The organism is Vibrio sp. 10N.222.46.A1, assembly GCF_041473595.1.
Lineage (GTDB): Bacteria > Pseudomonadota > Gammaproteobacteria > Enterobacterales > Vibrionaceae > Vibrio > Vibrio tasmaniensis_A.
This window is the reverse complement of record NZ_JBFRSN010001123.1, coordinates 1259-1475: the sequence shown is the minus strand read 5'-3', so window position 1 is coordinate 1475 and position 217 is coordinate 1259. Positions and strand designations below refer to the sequence as shown.

Annotated in this window: 1 protein-coding gene; it reads left to right on the top strand. The window is 46.1% G+C overall.

Annotated elements, in window-relative coordinates; all coding sequences use genetic code 11:
• A partial coding sequence (locus AB4496_RS24410) for an ATPase, T2SS/T4P/T4SS family (RefSeq protein ID WP_372132379.1) occupies positions 1-217 on the top strand: 217 nt, incomplete at both ends.

Here is a 217-nt window from a genome sequence, read left to right as displayed (position 1 = left end):
GTTCGGGTAAATCAACGACCTTGTACGCTGGCCTGCAAGAACTCAACAGTAACGAACGCAACATCCTTACCGTTGAAGATCCAATCGAATTTGATATTGATGGTATTGGTCAAACACAGGTAAACCCTAAGGTTGATATGACCTTTGCGCGCGGCTTACGCGCCATTCTTCGTCAAGACCCGGATGTGGTAATGATTGGTGAGATCCGTGATTTAGA